At 60.1% G+C, this 20687-nt stretch carries 21 protein-coding genes; 2 read left to right on the forward strand and 19 right to left on the reverse strand.

Going from position 1 to position 20687, the window contains the following annotated elements:
• Window positions 1-10: 10 nt before the first annotated feature.
• The 8 genes from J5286_RS26735 to J5286_RS26770 form a co-directional block, all read right to left on the reverse strand.
• On the reverse strand, window positions 11-1048 hold the full coding sequence (locus J5286_RS26735) for a substrate-binding domain-containing protein (RefSeq protein WP_018896486.1): 1038 nt from the start codon (window positions 1046-1048) through the stop codon (window positions 11-13).
• Between the two features lie 161 nt (window positions 1049-1209).
• Window positions 1210-1755: a dTDP-4-dehydrorhamnose 3,5-epimerase gene (gene rfbC, locus J5286_RS26740; RefSeq protein ID WP_209193042.1), complete on the reverse strand. Its 546-nt coding sequence runs from the start codon at window positions 1753-1755 to the stop codon at window positions 1210-1212.
• A 3-nt stretch (window positions 1756-1758) separates the two neighbouring features.
• The gene (gene rfbA, locus J5286_RS26745) at window positions 1759-2637 is read right to left on the reverse strand and encodes a glucose-1-phosphate thymidylyltransferase RfbA (protein ID WP_047505434.1); all 879 of its coding nucleotides are present in this window, start codon (window positions 2635-2637) and stop codon (window positions 1759-1761) included.
• Entirely contained in the window at window positions 2634-3530 is an 897-nt protein-coding gene (rfbD, locus tag J5286_RS26750) for a dTDP-4-dehydrorhamnose reductase (RefSeq protein ID WP_209193043.1), read from the reverse strand. The genes rfbA and rfbD overlap by 4 nt, the downstream gene beginning before the upstream one ends.
• Window positions 3527-4576 (reverse strand): dTDP-glucose 4,6-dehydratase, encoded by a 1050-nt coding sequence (gene rfbB, locus J5286_RS26755; RefSeq protein WP_209193044.1) that lies wholly within the window; start codon window positions 4574-4576, stop codon window positions 3527-3529. The genes rfbD and rfbB overlap by 4 nt, the downstream gene beginning before the upstream one ends.
• A gap of 50 nt (window positions 4577-4626) precedes the next feature.
• Window positions 4627-6066 carry an exopolysaccharide biosynthesis polyprenyl glycosylphosphotransferase gene (locus J5286_RS26760; RefSeq protein WP_209193045.1) on the reverse strand — a complete coding sequence of 480 codons (1440 nt, stop codon included), beginning with the start codon at window positions 6064-6066 and terminating at the stop codon, window positions 4627-4629.
• Between the two features lie 474 nt (window positions 6067-6540).
• Entirely contained in the window at window positions 6541-6834 is a 294-nt protein-coding gene (locus J5286_RS26765) for a hypothetical protein (protein ID WP_209193046.1), read from the reverse strand.
• Window positions 6835-7720: 886 nt separating this feature from the next.
• Window positions 7721-8623 (reverse strand): DMT family transporter, encoded by a 903-nt coding sequence (locus J5286_RS26770; RefSeq protein WP_209193047.1) that lies wholly within the window; start codon window positions 8621-8623, stop codon window positions 7721-7723.
• Window positions 8624-8842: 219 nt separating this feature from the next.
• Here J5286_RS26770 and olsE point away from each other — a divergent pair, with 219 nt between their 5' ends.
• Entirely contained in the window at window positions 8843-9853 is a 1011-nt protein-coding gene (olsE, locus tag J5286_RS26775; RefSeq protein WP_209193048.1) for an ornithine lipid hydroxylase OlsE, read from the forward strand.
• Window position 9854: 1 nt separating this feature from the next.
• On the opposite strand, the gene J5286_RS26780 is transcribed toward olsE, so the two are convergent.
• From J5286_RS26780 to cbiE, 3 genes are all read right to left on the reverse strand, one after another.
• Window positions 9855-10643, reverse strand: coding sequence for a response regulator transcription factor (locus tag J5286_RS26780; RefSeq protein WP_209193049.1), 789 nt, complete (start codon window positions 10641-10643; stop codon window positions 9855-9857).
• A 622-nt stretch (window positions 10644-11265) separates the two neighbouring features.
• Window positions 11266-12024, reverse strand: a complete 759-nt coding sequence (cobM, locus tag J5286_RS26785; protein ID WP_209193050.1) for a precorrin-4 C(11)-methyltransferase — start codon at window positions 12022-12024, stop codon at window positions 11266-11268.
• 10 nt (window positions 12025-12034) lie between these two features.
• Window positions 12035-13267: a precorrin-6y C5,15-methyltransferase (decarboxylating) subunit CbiE gene (gene cbiE, locus J5286_RS26790; protein ID WP_209193051.1), complete on the reverse strand. Its 1233-nt coding sequence runs from the start codon at window positions 13265-13267 to the stop codon at window positions 12035-12037.
• Between cbiE and J5286_RS26795 the strand changes: the two genes are divergently transcribed.
• Window positions 13266-14021: a cobalt-precorrin-6A reductase gene (locus J5286_RS26795; protein ID WP_209193052.1), complete on the forward strand. Its 756-nt coding sequence runs from the start codon at window positions 13266-13268 to the stop codon at window positions 14019-14021. The genes cbiE and J5286_RS26795 overlap by 2 nt on opposite strands.
• Here J5286_RS26795 and J5286_RS26800 read toward each other — a convergent pair.
• The 8 genes from J5286_RS26800 to J5286_RS26835 all read right to left on the reverse strand — a co-directional run bounded on the left by J5286_RS26800 (window position 13996) and on the right by J5286_RS26835 (window position 20598).
• Entirely contained in the window at window positions 13996-14763 is a 768-nt protein-coding gene (locus tag J5286_RS26800) for a precorrin-3B C(17)-methyltransferase (protein ID WP_209193053.1), read from the reverse strand. The genes J5286_RS26795 and J5286_RS26800 overlap by 26 nt on opposite strands.
• Window positions 14760-15491, reverse strand: coding sequence for a precorrin-2 C(20)-methyltransferase (locus J5286_RS26805; RefSeq protein ID WP_209193054.1), 732 nt, complete (start codon window positions 15489-15491; stop codon window positions 14760-14762). The genes J5286_RS26800 and J5286_RS26805 overlap by 4 nt, the downstream gene beginning before the upstream one ends.
• Window positions 15488-16120 carry a precorrin-8X methylmutase gene (locus J5286_RS26810; RefSeq protein ID WP_209193055.1) on the reverse strand — a complete coding sequence of 211 codons (633 nt, stop codon included), beginning with the start codon at window positions 16118-16120 and terminating at the stop codon, window positions 15488-15490. Before J5286_RS26810 ends, J5286_RS26805 begins: the two co-directional genes overlap by 4 nt.
• Window positions 16121-16122: 2 nt before the next feature.
• Entirely contained in the window at window positions 16123-17484 is a 1362-nt protein-coding gene (cobG, locus tag J5286_RS26815; RefSeq protein ID WP_209193056.1) for a precorrin-3B synthase, read from the reverse strand.
• Window positions 17485-17544: 60 nt separating this feature from the next.
• On the reverse strand, window positions 17545-18312 hold the full coding sequence (gene cobF / locus J5286_RS26820; RefSeq protein ID WP_209193057.1) for a precorrin-6A synthase (deacetylating): 768 nt from the start codon (window positions 18310-18312) through the stop codon (window positions 17545-17547).
• Between the two features lie 262 nt (window positions 18313-18574).
• The gene (locus tag J5286_RS26825; protein ID WP_018896506.1) at window positions 18575-19288 is read right to left on the reverse strand and encodes a Bax inhibitor-1/YccA family protein; all 714 of its coding nucleotides are present in this window, start codon (window positions 19286-19288) and stop codon (window positions 18575-18577) included.
• 19 nt (window positions 19289-19307) lie between these two features.
• Entirely contained in the window at window positions 19308-20072 is a 765-nt protein-coding gene (locus tag J5286_RS26830; RefSeq protein WP_209193058.1) for an anti-sigma factor family protein, read from the reverse strand.
• Window positions 20059-20598 carry a sigma-70 family RNA polymerase sigma factor gene (locus J5286_RS26835; RefSeq protein ID WP_047505082.1) on the reverse strand — a complete coding sequence of 180 codons (540 nt, stop codon included), beginning with the start codon at window positions 20596-20598 and terminating at the stop codon, window positions 20059-20061. Before J5286_RS26835 ends, J5286_RS26830 begins: the two co-directional genes overlap by 14 nt.
• Window positions 20599-20687 lie beyond the last annotated feature (89 nt).

Consider the following 20687-nt stretch of genomic DNA (forward strand, 5'->3'; position numbering starts at 1 on the left):
TCGAGAAAATTCAACTGTCGAGACTGAAGGCATCGCTTTCGCCCGCAACGAGCTCAAGCGGCCAAATCGTGTTGCGCGCGCCGCCGGGATAGAAATCCGCGTAGGCGGGCATGGTCGCGAGCAACGTTTCCGCAAGCTCGGCGCCGAGGTCGCGCAGCGACATCCTAAAACATGTCAGTGCCGGCTGCAGGAACCGGGCGCGCGGCTCCTCGCGAAAGCCGATGACGGCAAGATCCCGGCCTGGAATGATGCCTGCCTCGACCATGCGCCGGTAAAGCCCGATCGCCATCAGCTCATAAATCAGAATGATCGCCGTCGGTCGGGGATCGAGGCGGATGAGCTCGTGACCGGCCTGATATCCGCCCTGCTCGCTCGACTTCGCGCGAATGACGAGTTCGGGATCATAGGCAATACCGTGGCGTTCGAGCGAGCGCCGGTAGGCATCGAGGAAGATATAGCCGAGGTTGACATCGCTCGATGGGACCGCGATCGCGATCCGGCGATGCCCCTTGGCGACGAGCCTGTCTACAGCGCTGGCCGCGACGCCTTCGAAGTCGAGGTCGATCCAGCTGTAATTGCCGCCGGACGAACTGCGGCCGAGCGCGACGAAGGGTATCTTCGCCTTGGCCAGGAAGTCGATGCGCTTGTCGATGCGCTGCGTGGCGGAAATGATCAATGCATCGACAACACGACGCGCCACCATGCGCTTCAGATATTCCTGAGGATCCTCGTCATTCGGGCAAGGCAGCATGATAAGGTCGAGCTTGTGGCGCGAAAGCACGCTCTGCAGACCGCCGGTCAGGCCCAGGAAGAAGTTGTCGGCGTTCTCGACCGTTTCCTTGCTGGACTCGATCATCAGGCCGATGACGTTGGTGGTTCCCTGCCGCAGGCTTCGGCCCGACTGGTTCGCGACATAGCCAAGCTCCTCGGCCGCCGCCAGCACGCGCTTGCGGGTCTCCTCATTCACATCCGGTTTGCCATTGAGCGCCCGCGACACGGTCCCGATCGAAATATCGAGATGCTTGGCCAGTTGGCGAATTCCCCTCATTCCGACAATCGTCCTCCCAGTGGCGATGGCTAGCCGACCTTATGTGACACACCAAAACCGATCCGGAAAGGACCAAGGGCAACGATATGTGGTAGAGCGAGAGACGGCAGGCCGATGATCGGCAACTTTCGCGCCAACGCAGCTATGATCGCGAACCGCCGTTACGGAAAAAGATCCGCATCTTTCATAAACGGCGCCTGCGCGTCCTTGGATGAAAGGGTGGGGGGTACCTCTATCGGCCAGGCGACGTTCACCGTCGGATCGTTCCAGATGATGGCGCGCTCGTGCTGCGGCGAATAGAAATCCGTCGTCTTGTAAAGAAACTGCGCGGTCTCCGAGAGAACCACGAAGCCATGCGCGAAGCCCGGCGGAATATAGAGCTGGCGCCTGTTATCCGCCGACAGGATTTCGCCCACCCATTGCCCGAAGGTCGGCGAGGATCGCCGCAGATCCACCGACACGTCGAAGACCTCGCCCTCGACCACTCGAACCAGCTTTCCCTGGGCTTGGCTGATCTGGTAGTGCAGCCCGCGCAGTACGCCTTTGGCAGACTTGGAGTGATTGTCCTGAACGAATAAAACCTCGGCCCCGACCGCTTCGTTGAAGCGGGCCTGGTTGAAGCTTTCAAAGAAGAAGCCGCGCTCATCGCCATAAACCGTGGGCTCGATGAGCAGGACCTCAGGAATTGCCAGCGAAGAGACTTTCATTGGTCAGCCTGCCTCCGCCAGAAGTCGCATCAGGTATTTCCCATATCCGTTCTTGCAGAGCGGCGCCGCCAGTTGCTCCAGCTGGCGGCCGGTGATCCAGCCGTTTCGAAACGCGATTTCCTCAGGGCAAGATACTTTCAGCCCCTGGCGCCGTTCCAGTGTCGAAATGAATTGCCCGGCGTCGAGCAGTGAATCATGCGTTCCCGTATCGAGCCAGGCGTAGCCGCGGCCCATGATCTCGACGGTCAGGCTGCCGTCTTCCAGGTAACGCCTATTCAGATCGGTGATCTCGAGCTCGCCGCGCGGCGAAGGGCGCAGCGATTTGGCGAATTCGACGGCGCGTTCATCGTAGAAATAGAGGCCCGTCACCGCGTAATTCGATTTCGGCTCCGCCGGCTTTTCCTCGATCGAGACCGCCCTGAAGCGCCTGTCGAATTCGACGACGCCATACCGCTCTGGATCGAGCACGTGATAGGCGAAGACCGTTGCGCCGCGGTCGACAGACATGCCGCTCGCGAGAAGGATCGGCAGGTCGTGGCCGTAGAAGATGTTGTCGCCGAGCACGAGCGCGGACGGCGAACCGTCAAGAAACTTCTCGCCGATGATGAAGGCCTGCGCCAGGCCATCGGGTGACGGTTGTTCGGCGTAGGAGAACTTGACGCCCCAGGCACTGCCATCCCCCAGCAGTTGCTCGAAGCGAGGAATATCCAGCGGCGTGGAGATGATCAGGATGTCGCGGATGCCGGCCAGCATAAGTGTGCTGAGTGGATAATAGATCATCGGCTTGTCGAAGACAGGCAGCAACTGCTTGCTCATGGCAAGTGTCGCGGGATGAAGACGTGTGCCGGATCCACCGGCGAGAATGATGCCTTTTCGGGTCACAGCGCCCACCCCCGTTCCTTCAATTGATCAAGTACGCGATCGACATGCACCGTCCATTCGGGCAGGGTCAGCCCAAGGGCGGAACTCAAAGCATCCGTGTTGAGCGACGAATTGCGCGGCCGCACAGCGGGCCGTGGAAACTCCTCGGTCGTTATTGCCTCGATATCGGCGGGATCGACCACCGATACGAAGCCGATCTCGATCGCCCTTTGGACGATGTGCCGGGTAAGTCCATGCCAGCTTGTTCGCCCCGATGCGGTCAAGTGATATGTCCCGTCAGCAAGCCCACCGCGCCGGTTCGCGACAATTGCAAGGGCAGTGACATCGGCGAGCAGCTCGACGGCCGTCGGCGCGCCAAACTGATCCGCAACGATCCGCAGGTTCGGCCGCTCCCGCGCTAGGCGCAGAATAGTCTTCACAAAATTCGTGCCGTCAGCAGACACGACCCAACTCGTGCGGAACAGCAAATGCCGGCAGCAGGACTCAGCGATAGCCAACTCGCCAGCCCGCTTCGACTCGCCGTAGACATTCAACGGATGAGTATCATCGCTCTCGCGATAAGGCGTCTCCTGGCGACCATCGAAGACATAGTCCGTAGAGTAATGAACCAGCAGCGCGTCACTCCGGCGGGCGTAATCCGCCAACGCCTTCACGGCCTGATGGTTGACGCGAAACGCCACGTCGGCATCCGTCTCGGCCAGATCGACCTGCGTATAAGCCGCCGCATTGACGATGATGTCAGGGCGTATGGCATCAAGCCGACCGGCGATTGCTTCCGACTTGTCCAGATCGAACTCGTCACGCGCGAACGCGACAAGATTGCCGAATGGAAGCAGCGTGCGCTGAAGCCCGCGTCCAAGTTGCCCATTCTTGCCGAGAAGCAGCACGGTCATGCGTATTGCTTCTCCACCCAGTTGCGGTAGCTGCCTGAGGTGACGTTCTCGACCCAGTCGGCATTGTCGAGATACCATCTTACGGTCTTGCGAATGCCGCTCTCGAAGGTTTCCGCCGGCCGCCAGCCGAGCTCGACCTCGATCTTGCGCGCATCGATCGCATAACGCCGGTCGTGCCCCGGGCGATCGGTGACGAAGGCGATTTGCTCGCTGTATTTCTTGCCATCGGGTCGCGGCTGCAGCTCGTCGAGAACCGCGCAAAGCGTGGTAACGACATGAAGGTTGGCGCGCTCATTCCAGCCGCCGATATTATAGGTCTCGCCCAGGCGCCCCGCCTCCAGAACGCGACGGATAGCGCTGCAGTGGTCTTTCACATAGAGCCAATCACGGATCTGCATGCCATCGCCATAGATCGGCAGAGGACGGCCTTTCAGCGCATTGTGGATCACCAACGGAATGAGCTTTTCCGGGAAGTGCAGCGGGCCGTAATTGTTGGAGCAGTTGGTGGTGACGACAGGAAGCCCGTAGGTATGGAAATAGGCGCGAACCAAATGGTCGCTCGCCGCCTTGCTGGCGGAGTATGGGCTGTTGGGCCGATAGCTCGTTTCCTCATTGAAAGCGGGATCATCGGCGTCGAGCGTCCCGAAGACCTCGTCGGTCGAAACGTGCAGAAAGCGGAAATCATGTTTGCTCTCGAGGCCACCCCAATAGGCGCGCGCGGCCTCCAGCAGACGAAACGTACCGAGAATGTTGGTCTGGATGAAATCTTCCGGCCCGTGGATCGAGCGGTCCACATGGCTTTCCGCCGCGAAGTTCACAACCGCTCTTGGCTTGTAGTGCGTAAAAAGATCGCTCAGAAGCGCCGCGTCGCCAATGTTGCCATGTACGAAGATATGGCGCGGATCGTTCTCGAGAGACCGCAGGTTGTTCAGATTGCCGGCATAGGTCAGCGCATCGAGATTGACGACCGGCTCTTGATGCTCCGCCAGCCAATCCAGCACAAAGTTCGAGCCAATGAAGCCGGCTCCTCCAGTCACAAGTATCATCGCCTACGCACCTCTCAACCAACGCAAACACCAGGATTGACGACGAAATTTCAGTAGACGTTGCTCCGATCCTGCAAGCCGATCGCCGTCATCACGACGATCCTGAGATCCAGCCACAACGACCAATTGTTGATGTACCAAATGTCGTGCCGCACCCGGTCCGTCATCTTGTCAACGGTTGGCGTCTCGCCCCTGTGTCCATTGATCTGCGCCCAGCCCGTCAGGCCCGGCTTCACATGCCGGCGAGAGGCGTATTGGGCGATTAGCGTTCCATAGAGATCGTCGTGTGCCAGCGCATGCGGGCGTGGGCCGACCACGGACATCTCGCCGCGCAGCACGTTCCAGAACTGCGGCAGCTCGTCGATGCTCGTCGAGCGGATGAAAGCACCGACGCGGGTCACGCGTGGATCGTTGCGCGTTGCTTGGCGGATATCGCCGGAGTCTTCCATAACCGTCATGCTGCGGAACTTCAGGATCCGGAACGGTTTGCCGTTATGTCCTTTGCGGCACTGCATGAAGAAGACAGGACCACGGCTATCAATCTTGATGGCGATCGCCACCAGTACGCAGAGCGGAAGCGTGACCGTCATCGCGCCGATCGAGAAGCCGATATCGAACAGCCGCTTCATCATGCGCTCGACCAGGCCGAGCGGCGGGCGGTGAATCTGGAATGCGCGGTTTTCACCGATATCCTGAGCAAAACCCTGGGCGATATCGCCAACCAGACCCGAAAACATCACGCTGACGGGAACACAGAACTCACGCAGTGCCGACAAGCATTCTTCGAGAACGGCGGCATTGGCATAATCACCCCAGACGATCAGGACCTCATCGACGTCGGCAATCCCGTTCTTCTGGAGCTTCTCCTGCAGCAGGCTGGGAGCCTCATCGGCGCCGCGCAGGTGCATCGTGTGCTTGATCGACAGCCCGCCGAGCGCAGCCTTGTGTATAAGCGGCTCGACCGGCGTGGAATCGGGGCAGATCAGCAAGACCCGCCGCGTCGGAAAAGACGCATGCGCGACGGCACGGTTGAGATAGGAATACCACGCGAGCCGCAGCGTCGTCAGCGCGCCGAACGACAAGACGGCAGCGGACAGGATGGCGCCGCGCGACACCATCGTTCCAATCTTGAGGAAGAAAACAATCGCAAGAAGAAACGCAACGACTGCTGGCAGAAACGTGCAGATAATGGCCATCTGCCGGCGAAACGACAGGAGCCCGGCGGGGCGGTAAGCATGAGCGCCGCCCAAGGCCAGGACGAAAACGGTGGAGACCAGCAGGCCGACGCCCGCATATCGCGACAAGTCACCATCCATCCCCAACAATACTTGCTCGTAAAGCATGTATCCACCGGCGCTTGCAAAGAATAGCACCGCGAAATCAAGAATAGCCGCAACATAGGTGGTTGCCACAGCATTGAAGCTGAACCACCCTCGATCATTTCTGGCTGAAAGCCGCACGTTCCAGCTGTGTTCCACTGGCATGGTCATAACGTTTATCCTCAACCCGCCAGTCTAGTTAACACAAGATTAATACACCCAACAATTCGACCAGGAATACTCCTTATTTAGTATTTCAAAGTAGGAATACGTTTCTCGTCGCAGTCTTGTCGAATATACGACTTGACGTTGGAGTAAATCTTCAAAATTACAAACTACGGGTAGGCGTTTAAGCCGCGAGAAAATGTCGAGCGCTTTAGTAGTAAAATTGTCGACGCTGCGTGCTAAACCGCGAACGGGAGCGCTGGAGGCAGACGATGAGTTGGGCGGCAAACCACGGAACGAGAGGCCAGAAATTTTCCGGCCCACAAGCAATGCCCTCGACAAAACGGAAGCTATTTATGGGCTGGAAACGCGTGCATTGCCAGATGCCGAAGCACAGCCATAGCTTTAGCTAAAATACTTCGAATCTATATTTATAAGTAGATAAAATTACTATTCGTCGCGATCGGTTCCGTGTCTCCGTCACTCATCCAGCGGATCGTCGTCATCGTCGTCGACGCCAAATGACGCGCCCTGCATTTCGACCATCATCTGCTGATAAGCGCGCGCTTTGATCTCATTGCTAATCAGGACGATCCAATTGTGCGCACGGCCGATGCCGGATGCGTTTTCCGGCATGACGAGAGCCATGCAGGTCATGACCCGAGGCCCGGTCTCGCGATAGGGCTGCATGCTCCAGGCGAACGGCTCATCCCGCTGGCGGCGTTTGCGAAATGTAACGCTACGTTTGCGCGCACTCTTCCACGCCATCGTCATCGACCTCTGCTATCGACACCGCGGACGCAGAGCTGGCGCTCTTTGCCATTTGGCGCCTGATTGCTCGATCGAAAGATAAACGGCATAGCGCGTAGTGGCCGGCAGGCAACCCTGGCTTGCCCGCAGGGGATTGCCTGGCTTCCGCCAACGAGCACGATCTCGCTAAATCCCTCTGTCATCACCGTACGCCTCAAAAATCATCTCACTCATGTCGCGATGAAGAGCAGCTTGCGCGCTCAGGTATCGTCCCGCCGCGTGGTGGAACGACAACGCAAAAGGCACGTGATCGGTGAGATTTTCTCAGCATGGAATGTCGCCGACGGGCGGCTTCGTGCGCCGGTCCGCTATTTATCAACGACAGTGAGAGCTTAAATGAGACTTGAGCGGAGGCGGACGCCGTGACGGAAAGGCTCTTGAATCGTGGGCGATAAAGTATCTTATCGCCTCCTCCATCGACGGGGTCGACGATTCCCAGTGTTTTTCGCATCTTTTCCCCCGAAAGCACACAGACAACACTTCCAGATAAGAACTATCCGGTCACTATACATACACTCAAAGGAAGCCACACTCGACGATATTGCTCTCGTTCACTTTATTATTAATTCGATACAATGCTAAGCGCAAAAATTCAGCGATGCAATAGTCAAATTTCAGCATGAAACAACATAGATTGAATCGAGAGGCAATACCAAGAAATATAGCAGAAGCACCGACCGTCGACACCAGTATATTCGCATTATCGCGTCATCATTTCGGATATACAGATAATTACAATGGCGTTACTTTAAATAGACGGCGCGCCAAGTGCGTCAACCGGAAGTATTCTTGCAACCACTCTATCGGCTCGCGTAACGCGATGAGCGGCGACGGGAGTCAAGGAGAAGGATCAGGCGATCAGACGGCGGCTGGCTAGCACCGCACGGCGCTCCCACCACACAAGCAGGAGGCTGGAGCAAACGATGACGACAGCACCTGCAACGACGTTTACCGTCGGGATTTCCGACCAGATGAGATAGCCAAGGAGAAACGCCCAGACGAGGCCGCTATACTCCATGGGGGCAAGTGTAGACGCCGGCGCGTGACGGTAACCTTCATAGAGCAGGAATTGACCGAGCGCCGATACGGCCCCAAGACCGAGCATGAGCGCCCAACCGGTGAAATCGGGTGATTTCCAGACCCACGGCAACATGGCCCCGCAGGCGATGGCGAAGAGGAAGCTGGTCGCCATCATCTGATTGAACGTGCTCTCGGAGCGGCTGACCAGGCGAACAAGCACAGTGCTCCACGCCCAGCAGAAGCCCGCGAAAAGCACCATGAGCGTCGGCACGAGGCTTGGGGACTGCGTGGGGTTGGCAGCAAGTATAACGCCGGCAAAGCCCGCGAAGCAGGCAAACCATCGCATCGGGCCGACGCTTTCCTTCAGCACGAAGATGGAAAGGAAGATGACGATAATGGGTGCCGAGAAGTACAGGGTCGTGATTTCGGCGAGACCAAGATGCCTGGCGGCCGAGTAATATGCCATCCATGCGCCCAGCATGAGCAGGGCGCGCAGAACGAGCGAACCGCGGTGAGCGCTCTTAAGGATCGAGGGATGGCGCAGCCGCTTCACCATGAAGCCCGCCACCGCGACGATGATCACGCTGCGGATAAACAGGATTTGCGGCACCGCATAGTCCGCGACCAGCCATTTCACGACGGCATCCTGGATCGCGAACAGTGAATAACCCGCGCAGGACAGCGCAATACCAACGAGCGGGTTGGGCGTGGTGTCTGAAGCGCGAATATGCATGATATGGTAGCCTGGATGCGGCATTGATGATGGGTGAGCACCTAGCAAGAAGTTGCATGGCGAACAATGGCTAGTTTTGGCCCCGATATACCGCTTGTGACATTGCGAATGATCGGCGCGCGCCATGTTTGCACATGGTTGCTTAAACACGCGATATTGCATACGAGCCACAATCGTAGTGTATCAACGAATGACTTCGAACTTTGGCGGAGAGTACACGTGACCGACAAGAGCGCATCGCCTCCCTACGTGCTGCTTTCCTGGACGCTGTGGCCAGTGCTGTTTTCAGCTGGGCTGATTGGCGCCGGGTTGGCCTTTGAGGCAAAGGCGCCGTTGCTATGGTTCAACGTGGTCTACTTGGCCATCGTCTTCGCGATCGCGATGTTTGAGCGCGTCATACCCTTCGAAAAGCAATGGCTGCGCCGCGATGGCGAGACATTCAATGACGTCGCGCACACGCTGCTAAGCAAGGGTGGCGTTCAGCTAGCCGCAGCGCTGGGCGCGACCGCGCCGATGGCGGTAGCCACCGTCGCACATCCCTTTGTCGTCCGCCTCCCCGACATCTGGCCCAACAATTGGCCGCTGGCTCTTCAGGTGGTTCTTGGGTTGGTAATCGCCGAGTTCGGGCTGTACGTCGCCCACCGTGCGGCCCATGAGATTCTATCGCTTTGGCGCTTTCATGCCCTTCATCACAGTGTCGAGCGGCTTTGGGTCGTTAATACCGGCCGGTTCCATTTCATGGACTCGCTATTCAAGATCGCGCTCAGCCAGCTTCCGCTCTATCTCTTGGGCGCGCCGCTCCCGGTGTTTTTATGGATCGGCGCAGTGACGGCCTTCATCGGCCTTCTCACCCATTGCAATATCGACGTGCGAACGGGCCCGCTCGACCTGATCTTCAGCACGCCGGCCCTGCATCGCTGGCATCACTCGCGGGTGCTGGCCGAGGGAAACACGAACTACGGCGAGAACCTTGTCTTGTGGGATCAGTTGTTCGGCACCTACTTCAATCCCGACCGCCGCCCGCCGACGAACATCGGCATCAGCGGCCGTGTGGCTGATAACTTTATTGGGCAGTTGTTTCAGCCATTCTCGAAGAAAGGCTACCGGCAAATTCTTGGCCGCCGGGTACACCCCAACGGCCAAGAAACAGGAACAGATGATAGAGGCTCGCGGAGCCCGTCCGGCACCATCAGCGAGAACCGTCAGGTCAGCACGGATGGCACCGCCTGATCTAGTCCGCCGATGCACTCCAGCGCGAGTCGGACTGGAACAGATCGTTCAGCTTATAGGCAACCTCGGTACGGTTGGTTGCCTTGAGCTTCTTCATGATGTTGCGGATGTGAACCTTGACCGTGCTTTCGCGCAGATTGAGTTCATAGGCGATGATCTTGTTCGCTTTGCCCTTGCGCAACGCCTGCACGACTTCGGCCTGGCGCAGCGTGAACATGCGGGAGAGCTCTTTCTGGCGCGGCGCGTTGTCGACGGGAGCCGACGACGTGAAGCTTTTGCCCGCGACGATGAAGGTCCCGCCTGCAACCGCAAGGCCGATGGCCTCTACACAGACCTCTATGCCCACGGAGGTGGGAATGAAACCGCGAGCGCCGTGTTCAATCGCCCGGAGCGTCTGGTTGAGATCGTCGCCATCCGCAAGGATGACGACCGGCGCCGGTGCGAGTTCGGTTGCGATGCTGGCGATCTCTTCATAAAGAGCGCCATCGCTCGAAGCACGGCCGGTGATGTTCAGCAGCACCGCCTTGACGCGCTGCGTTGCATCTTTCTTGCGCCGCCATTCCGCCACCGAGCCCACCGCGCAGGCCTTCATGCCGAGACCGTTCTGCGTCAGCGTCGTCGCGAGGCATTCCCGCTCGAGTGTTCTGCCGTCGATGATCAGCAGGCACCGGTCCTCGCCGATAACCTTTACTTCGCCCAGCTCGCTGAGAGCTCTGGGTGCCACGGCAACGGCCTGAAGTCTGTTGACAGGCGTGCGTCCGCTTTCAAATTCCGAAGGTACGTAATTCATACTAGCCTCATACTCAATAGTGTTAGAGGTGACCATTCGCAACGAAATGCAATACTCGGGGGACATCGGCGTGTATTAAGTCAGTAAAGTAGTTTATCCGTTTTGGATCACTTATCGCGTGTGGTTTCTACTTTATTAAGAACCTACATACATCAGTAGTGACAATCAATACAAAATATTTCGTCAGATTTAGATTAAAAATGCTCAGTATATAAAATTATACCGTCTAATGATAAAAACAGGAATTAATTTTTACTCCGAAGCAAAAACATCAACCAAGAAGCGTACGGCAATTATTCTTTAGAAATACCGTTTCTTAACGATAATAATCGTTTGTGTTTTCGCGTCACGGTATAGTGCCAAATCCCGTATTGTTCTGGCATAGACGAAGCAACGTCATCCCTAGTAAATACTGTAGCAACGCCATTGTAACGGGATCACGAAACCAAGCTAATCCAATTGGTTAATCCCTCGTTTACCCTTGTAGGGCGGATTTCAGGGCGATCTTCCAGGATACTGGGCGCTGTGGATAACATTACGCCTCGCCGCGCGCCGATCATCGGACGCGCAGACACACTGCCGGGCAATTGCGCGGCTCGAAGGCCCAAGTCCTGCGACGGTTTTACTGTCGACCTCTGAAGCGACGCTGATAGGTCGCATCATAAAGAGAGCTCTCGCGAAAATCGGTCGATGACAAGGATGGGCCGACAAAGATAATCGCCGTCCGCTCGATCGGCTCCGCGGCCACCTTGGCCTCGATATCGCCGAGCGTCCCGCGCACGATCCGCTCATCCTGCCAGCTCGCCTTTACGACGATGGCGACGGGGCATTCGGCCCCGTAAAGCGGCGTAAGGTCACCGACGACCCGGTCCAGAGCATGAATGGCGAGATGGATGGCAAGCGTGGCGCCCGTGGCGCCGAACTGCGTCAGGGTCTCGCCGCCTGGCATCGGCGACGCCCTGCCCGATACACGGGTCAGAACCAGGCTCTGCGCGACCTCGGGTATGGTGAGTTCGCGCCCGAGCGCGGCCGCCGCTGCGGCAAAGGACGGCACGCCTGGTGTCATCGTGTAGGCAATCCCATGTTTCTCAAGGCGGCGGATCTGTTCGGCGACTGCGCTCCAGACCGAGAGATCGCCCGAGTGCAGGCGCGCGACATCCTCGCCGGCATTGGCCGCGCGCAGATATTCGGCCTCGATCTCGTCGAGTGACATGGGGGCGGTATCGACGATGCGCGCTCCCGGCGGACAATAGGCGAGAAGATCGGGCGAAACGATCGAGCCGGCATAGAGGCAAACCGGGCACTTGCCGATGAGGTCGCGGCCGCGCACGGTGATGAGATCCGCGGCACCCGGGCCAGCGCCGATGAAATGAACGGTCATATGCTTGTCCTCAATTCTTGACCCAGTGCCACTGTGTGACGGGCATTGCCGGACGCCAGCCCGTCATAGCGCCGATCGCGCCGGCGCGGGAAATATCGATGCGGGTCAACGACCCACCCAGCGTGGCGTGCAACGCCAGCAATTTCGCATCCATCTCGAGCGTCACGGCATTGGCAACCAGCCGGCCGCCGCTTTTCAGCGCCGCGATCGCGGCTTCCATTACCCCATCCTCGCTACCCCCGCCACCGACGAAGATAACGTCGGGCTCGGGCAGCGACTGCAACGCCTGCGGAGCCGCGCCTTCCACAACAGCAAGCCCCGGCACGCCGAAGGCTGCCGCATTGCGCGCAATGCGCTGAACGCGCTCGCTAGATTGCTCAATGGCAATCGCCCGAAGCGACGGATCACACAGCATCCATTCGATGCCGATGGAGCCGGAACCGGCACCGATATCCCACAGCAGTTCCCCATGGCGGGGCGCCAGCGTCGACAGCGTCAACGCCCGGATCTCCCGTTTGGTGATCTGGCCATCATGCTCGAAGAGCGCATCGTCGAGGCCGGGCGCAAAGGCGAGCACGCGCGCGCCCTCGCCTGCCACGACATCGATGGCGCAGACGTTCAGCGGATCGATGTCCTTGAGATCGAACGCATCGGCTTGGCAGGCTCTGACGCGTTCACGCTCGCCGCCAAGCGCTTCGAGCACATGCAGCCGCGACCGGCCAAAGCCGTTGGCCGCAAGCGAAGTCGCAAGCTGCATCGGTGTCTCCTGGTCGGAGGTGAGCGCGATGATGCGCCGACCGTGATGCAGATGCGGACGGATGAGATCGAGCGGACGTCCATGCAGCGAAACGGAGGCGACCTCCTGCAACGGCCAGCTCAACCGCGACGCGGCAAGGCTGAAGGATGACGGCGCCGGTATCGTGCGCATCTCCATAGCATCGACGCTCCGCGACAGCGTGGCGCCGACGCCGTAGAGAAACGGATCTCCCGAGGCGAGCACGACGACAGGCGAACCGCGGCGCGCCGTAATTGCCGCGACCGAACGCTCGAACGGACTTTCCCACGCCAGGCATTCCCCCTGAATGAGACCGGCCATCAGCGCATGATGGCGGGCACCGCCGAAGACGACGGATGCAGCCGCGATCAGCCGCTTGGCCTCATCGCCCAGCCCTGCTGGACCATCTTCGCCGATGCCGATAATAGTCAGCCAAGGTTGGCCGGGAGCGGAAGACATATCAGCCATGAGCAAAATCCGCATTCTGATGCTTGGCGGCACGACCGAGGCAAGCGCGCTCGCCAAGGCTTTGGCCACTCAGACGCGCTACGATGCCCTGCTGTCGCTTGCCGGCAGGACGGAAAAGCCCGCTCCGCAGTCCCTGCCCACCCGCGTCGGCGGGTTTGGTGGCGCGGAGGGGCTCGCGCGTTTTCTGCGTGACGGGAAATTCGACCTGCTGATCGATGCTACCCATCCCTTTGCCGCGCGCATATCGCAAAACGCCGCGCAAGCCGCCACGATAACCGGCCTGCCTGCCTTCTGCCTTCGCCGCGCGCCCTGGCAGGCCGAGGCGGAAGACCGCTGGCGGCATGCCGCAAGCGCCCAGGACGCGATCGCGCAAATCGGCAGCGCGCCGCGCCGCGTGTTTCTCGCCATCGGCCGCCAGGAGGCGCACCGGGCGGATGCCGCCCCGCAGCACCACTATCTTATCCGAAGCGTCGACCCGGTCGATCCGCAACCCCAGCTTCCCCACGCGCATTATCTTCTCGATCGCGGACCCTTCGATGTCGAGCGCGAGACTGCGTTGCTGCGGGAGCACACTATCGATGTCGTCATCACCAAGAACAGCGGCGGCTCCGCCACCTATGCCAAGATCGCGGCCGCACGCGCGCTCGGTATCGAGGTGATCATGATCGGCCGCGCCGAAGCGCCCGCCATCCCCACGGTCGCTACCGTCGACGAGGCCTTGGCGATGATCAATCACCTGCTGCCCCCGGGCTGAAACGAGGGGTATAGATGAGATCGGCCCTGCCCTTGCGCTCGATGATCCTCGTCTCCCCCGAGCCGATGATCACGCAGGTCGCCATATCGGCTGTCGCGGCATCCGCGACTTCGAGCGGCTGAACGGAAATGCGCTCATCCGGTCGTCCGGCGGCACGACCGAAGATGACAGGCGTAAAGCCGGGGAGCTTTTCGCGCAACAGCTCGAACGCCTTTCCAAGCTGCCACGGACGCGCCTTGCTGATCGGATTATAAAGCGCGATCACGAAGCCGCCTTCGGCTGCGGCAGCCAGACGCTTTTCGATCGTCGCCCAGGGCTTCAGATTGTCGGAGAGCGAGATCGCGCAGAAATCATGGCCAAGCGGGGCGCCGACACGGGCGGCGACCGCCAGCATGGCGGTGATCCCCGGCAGGATGACGAGATCGACATCCCGCCACGCGTCCGGTCCATTGTCGACCGCCTCGCAAACCGCAGCCGCCATGGCGAACACACCGGGGTCGCCGCCCGAGACGACACAGACAACCGCGCCCTCGGAGGCGGTCTGCAACGCGGCGCCCGCGCGATCCAGCTCCTCACGGTTATCGGATGCCTGACGCGTCTGGTCGGCCCGCAGGTTGAGGCGATCGAGATAGGGGCCGTAGCCGAAAAAGACGGTTGCTTTCGAAACGGCGGCATGCGCCTCCGGTGTCATCTGGTCGGGATTGCCTGGGCCGGTGCCGATGACGAAAAGCTGGCCACTCATCGGTTGCTCTCCCAGCCGGGAACGAGCACCAGCGAAAAGTAGGGCGCGTCGCCTTCGGGCCGGTCGGCGAGCTTGATCATCGCCGCGTTGGCCATGGTGCCGCGCTCGACATAGACCGCCTCGGCAAGCCGTCCCGATGCCTCCAGCGCGCGGCGGATCTTCGGGAGGTTGCGCCCGACCTTCATGATCACCGCGGCTTGCGTATCGGACAGCCGACGCTCGAGCTCCTGCTCGGCCATCGTCCCGGGCAGAACCGACAATACGTCGTCGCCCTGCACGATCGGGATACCGGCGAGAGACCAGCAGCCGGACATTGCGCTGATGCCGGGAATGACCTCGGTCGGATAGCGGTTGGCGAGGCGCACATGCAGGTGCATGTAGGAGCCATAAAACAGCGGATCGCCCTCGCTGAGGACGGCCACCGTGCGGCCGGCGTCGAGATGCGCGGCGACAGCCATCGCCGACTCCTCGTAGAAATCGGTGATCTGGCGCCGGTATTCGGCTTCGTTCTTTTCAATCTCGGTGGTCACCGGATAGTAGAGCGGCAGCATGACAGCGTCCGCCCCGATCAGGTGCTCGACGATCGCCCTGCCATTGCCGCCTCTGCCGCGCTTGGCGAAATAAGCTATCACATCGGCCGCCGCGATTGCCTTGACGGCCTTGACGGTGAGCAATTCCGGATCGCCGGGACCCGTGCCGACGCCGATGAGACGACCTGCGCCGCTCATAAGCCGGGCCTCGCCAACGAGTTGACGGCCGCTGCCGTCATGGCGCTGCCACCAAGGCGTCCGCGCACGATCGCATAGGGCACGCCGTAGGAATTTTCAGCCAAGGCATCCTTGGATTCCGCCGCGCCGACGAAGCCGACAGGCATGCCGATGATCGCCGCAGGCTTCGGCGCGCCGTCGCGCAGGAGCTCGAGCAGGTGGAAGAGCGCGGTCGGCGCATTGCCAATAGCAACGACGCTGCCGGCAAGACGGTCCTTCCAGAGATGAAGGGCGGCGGCCGAACGCGTGTTTCCGGTCTCCTTCGCCAGCTCCGCGGTACGCGGATTGTGCAATGTGCAAATAACATCGTTCTTGGCGGGAAGCCTCGTGCGGGTCACGCCGTGCGCCACCATTTCGGCGTCGCAGAAGATCGGCGCGCCGGCATGGAGCGCCGCGCGCGCAGCGCTGACGAAGTGCGGCGCGAACAGAAAATGCTCAGCGGCTTCAACCAGTCCACAGGCATGAATCATGCGTACGGCAACGTCGGCTTCCTCGGCGGAAAACCGCGACAGGTCGGCTTCGCTGCGGATAATCGCAAACGACCGCTCATAGATGGCATCACCGCTGTGGATGTAATCGTAGTCTGGCATTCCTAGTCCTGTCGCAGTGCTCGCGTAATCGTGGCCGTCCCCACCCTGTCGAGACAGGCCCTAGCAGATTCGCCAGCTTGTCTTTCACTTTTGATGAGACGGGAAAGCCTCTCTATAGCGGAATTGATGTCACTACCAGCAATCTGTGCATCAGGCGCATCCGACGCGACGCCGTCCAGCACCAGAAGATAGCCGTTCGCGGCTCCGGAGACCGTGAAGGCGGGGCGCGGATGCGCGCAGCCCTTGGCGCAGCCGGACAGATGCAGGTCGAGCGAGCCATCCAGAATGTCCGGACACCGCTCGATCAGCGTCTCCGCCAATGCCTTGGTGGCATAGAAGCTCGACGCACAGGCGCCTGCCCCGGCACAAGTGGCGATGCGCGATGAGAGATCGTCACTATCAGCGGATAGACCGAAGCGCTCGGCCGATTGCTGCACCGCCGACGCGCTCTTTTCGCTCAAGCCCGTGACGAACAGACAGCGATCGGGTGCCGGACGGATATCGCGCACATCAAGATCGCCGAGGAATCCCAGAAACGCCAGAAGGTCGGTCGCGTGTATTTGCCCGAAGCGCGGCTTCAGACCGATCACCGCCATGCCACCTGGCATCGGATGGATGCCGACCGATGGCGCATCTCCCAAGCGCGGTTGGCGCGAAATGGCGTGCATATCCGGGAAGACAGATACCAATCGCTCCGGATCGATATCGCGGCAACGTTTCTGCCAGCCGATCGAAAGCAGCAGCTTGAGGACATCACCGACCGCCTCGATCGCTTCATCGGCAGTGCCGACGGCAACCGGACGAGCGCTGGCACCATACCCAGCAATGGCGACCAGCCACTCTTCCGCCGAAAGGGCCAACAGCCTGACATCCGCCGTGACATCAGCCAAATCAAAGCGCCCACCGCCATCGACGATGATCGACAGCTTCGGCGCAAGCCCCGGCGACTGCAGATATTCGGCGAGCCGATCCCGCAGCAGCAATTCCATCGCGGCAGCATCCGCGACGTCACCGAATTCAGCACCATTCAGCGGCGGCAACTCGATCACGGGATTGGGCGACACGATGATGCCGGCCGCATCCACCGCTTCGGCGAACGGCTCGACCGTCTCCGGCCGAAGTCCTCTGATCTGGAGGCTGCCCCGCGCCGTGATCTCGAGCAAACCGTTACCATGCAGCAAGGCGGCTTGTGCCAGTTGCGCGCACTGATGAACCGTCAGGACGCCACCCTGCGGACGCAGGCGAGCGAGCAGGCCATCGCCCGTCGGCATCGGCCGCGCGAGAGTCGGACAGGCACCGCGCCGCGCATAGGCTTGCGTGGCTTCGCCTGCAATGTCCGTCTTGATGCGCTCGTCGAGTGCCATCTCGTCATTTCCTTCCGCCCGGCGCCTATAGCGAGGCACGGGGCAAAGCTATCGCCAGTGTCACAGATCGTCGAAATCGCGGCCCTTGCGCAGCAGGTAGATATCCATGATCCAACCGTGCCGCGCACGTGCCTCTGCCCGAAGCTTCACGATATCCGCAGCGACATCACCGAGCCGTCCGGAACGCACGATCTCGTCGTCCGTCCCAAGATAAGCGCCCCAGAAGATCTCCGCATCAGGATCCTCGATCTTGGAGAAGGCCTGCTCTCCATCCAGCATGACCACGGTGCTATCAGCCCGGTTCCCATGCTCGACAAGCCGCCGCCCCGTCGTGATCTCGACCGGCTTTCCGACTATGTTGATCGGAATGCGGTGGCTTGCCGCCAGGGCCTGGATGCTGGTGATCCCCGGGATGACGCTGAAGTCGAAATCAACGGTGCCGAGTGCTCTTGCCCGCTCGATGATACGGATCACGCTATCATAAAGGCTCGGATCACCCCAGACGAGAAAGGCGCCGGTGCCGTCTTCAGGTAGATCATTGATCAGCCGCACATAGGTCTGCGCCAGTGTCGCATGCCAGTCATCGACGCTTTCGACATAGCTGCGGTCAGCCGTCTTGCGCTGAGGAATGGCGAATTCGACAATGCGGGTCTTCGCATTGGTGACAAAGCGCTCGCAAATCTCGTGGCGAACGGAAGCGAGCTTCTGCTTTTCCTCGCCTTTCGTCGGCAGAAAGATCATGTCGGCGGCGTTCATCTTGCCGATGGCCTGAATGGTGACGTGCTCGGGATTTCCCGTTCCAATACCGATGACATAGATGTGGCGCACGCCGGCTCTCCTGATCAATTCTCCCTGCTTTTGACGCACATGGTCCGGTGCCGCAAGGGCATGGATCAAATGGCCACGCCCAACCAGTAAAAGTGGTCGCAGCTGGCGAAGGTTGAAAATCGCTATGTTCGTAAAACAGAAAAGCGGCCGGACTTGCGTCCGGCCGCTTCCCTATGGTGAACACCCGATCCACGCATCCTGTCACAGAGTGCGGATCGGGCGTTCTAGCGCTTCCTTTGCCCCCAGAAGCGCTGTAGCTCGACTATTCGCGCTCGCCTGTGAAGTTGAGCAGCAACTGGAAGATGTTCACGAAGTTCAGGTAGAGCGAGAGAGCGCCGAAGACGGCAAGCTTCTGGTTCGATTCCTGATCGTAGTTCTCCGAATACTGTTCCTTGATGTTCTGCGTGTCGTAGGCGGTGAGGCCAACGAAGACGACGATACCGATGACCGAGATCGCGAACTGCAGGGCGCTCGAACCAAGGAAAATGTTGACCACGCTGGCAATCACCACGCCGATCAGGCCCATCATCAGGAACGAGCCCATGCGGGAGAGGTCACGCTTGGTCACGTAGCCATAGAGGCTGGTCGAGCCGAACATGGTGGCGGCGATGAAGAAGGTGCGTGCGATGCTGGTGCCGGTGAAGACCAGGAACACCGAGGCCATCGACAGACCCATGACGGCACAGAAGGCCCAGAAAGTCATCTGCGCGGCGCTTGCCGACATCGTCTGGATCTTGAACGAGAAGAAGAAGACGAAGGCGAGCGGCGCCAGCATGACCACCCACTTGAGCGGCGACTGGAAGATCGGCACGTAAAGCGCCGGCGTCGAGCCAACGATGAACGCGACGATGCCGGTGATGACAAGGCCGATGCCCATGTAGTTGTAGACGCGCAGCATGTGCTGGCGAAGACCCTCGTCGAACATGGCCTGCGAGCCAACGGCCGCACCGTAACGCTGCTGATTAATTGGGTTCATTGAGATCTCCTCGAGTGAACTAGTAAAGGGTACGGGCAAGCCCATCGGCTGCCTGATCCAGTGAGATGGAGCGATCCGCGGTCACCAGTGCGTAAGCGACGTCGCCGATCTGCCAATACGCTGCCTCGGCGCCATCGAGCGCGATATGGTTGACCGACTGAACGGAGAAAACGCCCGGACGAACGGCAAACAGCGACAGCTGCTTCTTGTCGGCCGTGATCGACATTTCGACGCTCGGGCCGAATTCGGACGGGAATATCTGTACGTCTGAAATTGCCCAGTCGCGCGGGAGCTGCGGCATGACGATGCCGGTCGCGGCGCGAATTTCATCCGGCTTGTAGCCTTCCGCCGGCTGCGACGAGACGGACTGGCGCACCAAGGCCGTCTTGTAGGCCTGAACGGCCTCCTCGACGTAGGCCGGCGCCGGTACGGACGCAGCCACCTCGGTTGCGGTAAACGCGCCGAACGAGGTGTGCGCAACCCAGCCGGCCGCCACCATGACGCCGACGGCGGCAATACGCTGCACGGCGTGGAAGATGCGGCCATAAGCGAGCCCGCGCTCGAGACGGCGCGCAAGATCGCGCGTTTCCGCCCGGCCCGAGGCGCCTTCATGAGCAAGCGCCAGACGCAATTCGCCGCGCATGCTCAAATCCGCCATGACCTTGGCGGCCGTTTCAGGATTTTCGGAAAGATAGGATTCCACCTGGATGCGACGAGTCACATCGAGTTCGCCATCGACATAGGCATCGAGATCGGCGTCGATAATGGGATCAACTGCTTTCATTCCCGCCTCCTTCGATCAACCTCAAATGTGGCGCGCGCGGTGTCGCTTCTTCGATTTCGCGCAGCTGGGCGCGAGCGCGCGAAATGCGCGACATCAATGTACCGATCGGAACGCCGAGCGCTGCAGCAGCTTCCTGATAGGAGAGGTCTTCAATCGCCACGAGATGGAGGGCCTCGCGCTGCTCCTCCGGCAAGCGGAAGAAAGCGTTGCGCACCTGCTGCAGACGCACGGCATGTTCCTGCGCGGCTGGCAAGGACTGCTCGGCCTCTACGGCGGCCTCATCGTGCCGTCGTGTCAGCGATCGCCCCTGTCGGACGCGGTCGATGTGAGCGTTATGCACGATCGAGAGCAACCACGTACGCAAGTTACCGCCACTGCGGAAGCTCTGCTTCTTCTCGTATGCCCGGACCAGGGCATCATGAACCAGATCTTCGGCGTCATCCGAATTGCGCACCAGGGAGCGCGCGTAGCGCCGAAGCGCTGCGAGCTGACCGATGACATCGAATGGGCGTTCTTTCCGTTCCATGATTGAGTATACGAAGCCGCGCGTTGTTTTATTCCCCGCGGCCGCGATTTTTTCTGCTTTTTCGTCATCCAGCCGATAAAACAGCAGAA

The organism is Rhizobium sp. 16-488-2b, assembly GCF_017741815.1.
GTDB lineage: Bacteria > Pseudomonadota > Alphaproteobacteria > Rhizobiales > Rhizobiaceae > Rhizobium.

Coding starts and splice junctions, on each gene's coding strand:
- J5286_RS26735 (WP_018896486.1), bottom strand. CDS start 1,048: ATGAGGGGAATTCGCCAACTGGCCAAGCATCTCGATATTTCGATCGGG.
- rfbC (WP_209193042.1), bottom strand. CDS start 1,755: ATGAAAGTCTCTTCGCTGGCAATTCCTGAGGTCCTGCTCATCGAGCCC.
- rfbD (WP_209193043.1), bottom strand. CDS start 3,530: ATGACCGTGCTGCTTCTCGGCAAGAATGGGCAACTTGGACGCGGGCTT.
- rfbB (WP_209193044.1), bottom strand. CDS start 4,576: ATGATACTTGTGACTGGAGGAGCCGGCTTCATTGGCTCGAACTTTGTG.
- J5286_RS26760 (WP_209193045.1), bottom strand. CDS start 6,066: ATGACCATGCCAGTGGAACACAGCTGGAACGTGCGGCTTTCAGCCAGA.
- J5286_RS26765 (WP_209193046.1), bottom strand. CDS start 6,834: ATGACGATGGCGTGGAAGAGTGCGCGCAAACGTAGCGTTACATTTCGC.
- J5286_RS26770 (WP_209193047.1), bottom strand. CDS start 8,623: ATGCATATTCGCGCTTCAGACACCACGCCCAACCCGCTCGTTGGTATT.
- J5286_RS26780 (WP_209193049.1), bottom strand. CDS start 10,643: ATGAATTACGTACCTTCGGAATTTGAAAGCGGACGCACGCCTGTCAAC.
- cobM (WP_209193050.1), bottom strand. CDS start 12,024: ATGACCGTTCATTTCATCGGCGCTGGCCCGGGTGCCGCGGATCTCATC.
- J5286_RS26795 (WP_209193052.1), top strand. CDS start 13,266: ATGAGCAAAATCCGCATTCTGATGCTTGGCGGCACGACCGAGGCAAGC.
- cbiE (WP_209193051.1), bottom strand. CDS start 13,267: ATGGCTGATATGTCTTCCGCTCCCGGCCAACCTTGGCTGACTATTATC.
- J5286_RS26800 (WP_209193053.1), bottom strand. CDS start 14,763: ATGAGTGGCCAGCTTTTCGTCATCGGCACCGGCCCAGGCAATCCCGAC.
- J5286_RS26805 (WP_209193054.1), bottom strand. CDS start 15,491: ATGAGCGGCGCAGGTCGTCTCATCGGCGTCGGCACGGGTCCCGGCGAT.
- J5286_RS26810 (WP_209193055.1), bottom strand. CDS start 16,120: ATGCCAGACTACGATTACATCCACAGCGGTGATGCCATCTATGAGCGG.
- cobG (WP_209193056.1), bottom strand. CDS start 17,484: ATGGCACTCGACGAGCGCATCAAGACGGACATTGCAGGCGAAGCCACG.
- J5286_RS26825 (WP_018896506.1), bottom strand. CDS start 19,288: ATGAACCCAATTAATCAGCAGCGTTACGGTGCGGCCGTTGGCTCGCAG.
- J5286_RS26830 (WP_209193058.1), bottom strand. CDS start 20,072: ATGAAAGCAGTTGATCCCATTATCGACGCCGATCTCGATGCCTATGTC.
- J5286_RS26835 (WP_047505082.1), bottom strand. CDS start 20,598: ATGGAACGGAAAGAACGCCCATTCGATGTCATCGGTCAGCTCGCAGCG.